Raw genomic sequence first — 2,998 nt, 5'->3', positions numbered from 1 at the left:
AGTGGAAACGCGGCATCGTTCTTTAGCTTGTTTCAGAAATTGAGCAACTTTAGTGGCTATCATCATTTAAGTATATACTTATGGTGATAGTTTTTATCGGCTCAACATCTGAATCCAAACCTATTCATATTGCGAATCAATTCATTCATCTTTGTCCATCAATTTTTGATTTGGCAAACCCCATAAATGTAAGCGTGTCACTTTTTTCTGAATTAGGAATGTCAAATCCACATTTTCTATAAAAATCATAGTTTTCAGGTGTAGTATGTGCCCACCAATTTCCATGAGGTAGTTTCTGCAAACATAGTTCAACTAATTTTTTTCCGATTCCTTGTCTATGATATTTCTTATCAACAATCAAATCCTGAATAGTTGCAGTCATAACCTTATCTGATACTACCCTTACCATTGCTATCATTTCTTCATTATGCCATACAGTATATACCCATGTTGAATTCTTAAAGCAAATTTCGTATTTTTCGTCTTGCCACTTCGGTTGAGAAGGTATTATCCACCCTGCATCATAAAACAAATTCTTAATGTAATTTCCATTAAGACCATCAGCCCCTTCCCTTATAATCATTCCATGAAAATACTCATACATAAAAAGCCTCCTAAAATTTATTTGCAAACTTAATCATATCTTGCTAGTCGGGTAGGTAGGGAGCTTTACAGCTCCTTTCCCCCCTAAGAACCGTACTTGTGTGTCACCACACATACGGCTCAAGCCCCCATTTACCTCAAACAATTTGATTATAAACCCCTATTTGTTTGGCACGAAAAATCCGTTGGTGTAGTTTCCTCACATATTTTCATATTAGCAGCCGACTGATATCAATACCAGTTTTCATAACTGAACTTCTCTTTTACGAAGAAATTGCTTTCCGTTTTCTTTCATGTTGGGGACCATGTGGAAGTCTGCTCTCTTTCGAGTGAGTTATCAAACTCTATCCAGCGGGTTATTTTTTTCCCTGAACTTTCGTCCTACTGGCATTCGCTTTCTCCACAATCCCTTACCCTCTTGTATTGTAGTTTTCTTACAATTGCCCTACCTCTATCGAGGAACACAAAGGGTTTACCAAGTTCCACTAATAATAGATTCAAATGGGTAAGCATCCTTCTATACTCCGATGGATATATGGGTTACTTCACGATTGGATTGCGATACAATCTTTCCTATCCATATTAAGCTTGTAACACCGCAGTACACTTATCGTAGATGACGAAGATTACAAAGGTTCAACTTTCGTTTATACTCTCCCACTTTTCCCCTAACCCAGTGTCGCTTCTGCGTAAAGCAATAACATTAGGTACTTAACTCTCATGCAACCCACAATCCAATTACTTGGAATGCAGTTTCAAGCGGGGATATGTTTAGTAACTAACATAGTTTCTAATGAAACACTACTAATTAGCGACTTCTTGTCGCACCGCAATATTCTACAATTGTGACGCAACTTATGTATAGATTATACCATTTAATACTTTATTGTAAAAAATATATATATTTACATGTCATATTCCATTACTTGTTAGCGTCTCAAAAATCTATAGGTTTCTGAGGCACGAAAAAGTAATGGTATAATTAAATAAATGTTTTGTGTCGCAACAGTAAAAAAATGGCGAATTAAAGATTGTTTATTTTTTTATGAGGAGGATATAATGGAAATGCAAGAGTTATTAGATAAATTGGTTGAATATAGTTGTCATATTTTCGAGAAGAATCTGGGTGGAATATATCTACATGGGTCTATAGCCATGGGATGCTTTAATCCGATGAAAAGCGATTTGGATATTTTGGTTGTAGTAGAAAATACAATTACAGACCTGCAAAAGAAAAAATTTATGGATGTTATTGTTGCCTTGAATGATAATGCACCAGCCAAAGGAATAGAAATGAGTTTAGTTAGGAGTGAGTATTGTAAAAATTTTGTTTATCCAACACCGTTTGATTTACATTTTTCAAATATGCATCTAAACTGGTATAAAAGTAATCCTAATGAATATATTGAAAAAATGAATGGTACAGATCATGATTTAGCCGCTCATTTCGTCATTACTAAGAATCGGGGAATTGTTCTATATGGGAAATCAATCAGTGATGTTTTTGGAGAGATATCATCAGAAGCATATTTAGATAGTATTAAGAGTGATATTATCGAGTCACAAGATGAAGTAATAGATAATCCAATTTATATTATTTTGAATCTTTGCAGAGTTTTGGCGTATGTGCAAGATAAACTGGTGCTTTCTAAAAAAGAAGGTGGAGAATGGGGAATAAAAAATATTAATGGTAAATATCAAGGATTAATAAAAGAAGCACTTATATGTTATACTTCAGACCAAAATATGATACTGAATCATTCACTTGCATTGGAATACTGTAAATATATGAAAAACAAGATAGGATTAAAAGAATAATTATAAAGACAGTACAATTCGCAGTTTTCTTCTATTCCGTCGCAATCGACTAAGGGCAATAGCCCTTTTTTCTAGGAGGTTATTTTTACATTAGTAGTTGTCGTCACCCTTCTACAGATGTTAAAAATCTCATAACTAATTTGTTTTCACTGAATATATATGCTCTTCCAAAAGTTTTGCGGTTTTTTTGAAAATAAAAATAAAAACAAAAAAGGTATAGCTAACATATGGCTACACCCCTCATTACTCTAAAATAAATATATAACATTCATCTATTCCCATCCGAGTAATTTCTTCTCCAATTTATCAAAATCATATTCCCTTTGATCGTAATCATTGAATTTACCAACTTTAACCTTGCTTATAGGAGGATTGTAATCTTTTTTTATTGCATCAATAAGCCAGCCAACCATATTTGTAATTTTAGCTGCTCTTTGAGAACATCTATATTTTTCTTTGATTATATTTATATCTCCATTGGCACTAATCAATATGCTTTGTGCCTCCTGGTCTGTTATTTCTTCTTTTATAATCTCTTTTACAAGTTTAATATGGTCAATGTTTTGTTGTGGCTTTG

2 protein-coding genes and 1 pseudogene are annotated in these 2,998 nt (G+C 33.4%); 1 reads left to right on the top strand and 2 read right to left on the bottom strand.

Features of this window, described 5'->3' with window-relative positions:
* Positions 1-145: 145 nt before the first annotated feature.
* Positions 146-604 (bottom strand): GNAT family N-acetyltransferase, encoded by a 459-nt coding sequence (locus tag Ctaglu_RS24470; protein ID WP_125006658.1) that lies wholly within the window; start codon positions 602-604, stop codon positions 146-148.
* Positions 605-1,662: 1,058 nt separating this feature from the next.
* On the opposite strand from Ctaglu_RS24470, the gene Ctaglu_RS24465 reads away from it, so the two are divergent.
* Positions 1,663-2,421 (top strand): aminoglycoside adenylyltransferase domain-containing protein, encoded by a 759-nt coding sequence (locus Ctaglu_RS24465; protein WP_125006656.1) that lies wholly within the window; start codon positions 1,663-1,665, stop codon positions 2,419-2,421.
* Between the two features lie 272 nt (positions 2,422-2,693).
* Here the strand turns inward: Ctaglu_RS24465 and Ctaglu_RS25675 are convergent.
* Positions 2,694-2,998: pseudogene (locus Ctaglu_RS25675) on the bottom strand (replication initiation protein); the annotation flags it as partial.

It is taken from the genome of Clostridium tagluense, assembly GCF_003865095.1.
GTDB lineage: Bacteria > Bacillota > Clostridia > Clostridiales > Clostridiaceae > Clostridium_AD > Clostridium_AD tagluense.
This window is presented reverse-complemented; position numbering and strand designations above follow the sequence as displayed.

What these genes read in the sequence shown, in the direction of transcription:
- Ctaglu_RS24470 (WP_125006658.1), bottom strand. Translation starts at nt 604, where the DNA reads ATGTATGAGTATTTTCATGGAATGATTATAAGGGAAGGGGCTGATGGT.
- Ctaglu_RS24465 (WP_125006656.1), top strand. Translation starts at nt 1,663, where the DNA reads ATGGAAATGCAAGAGTTATTAGATAAATTGGTTGAATATAGTTGTCAT.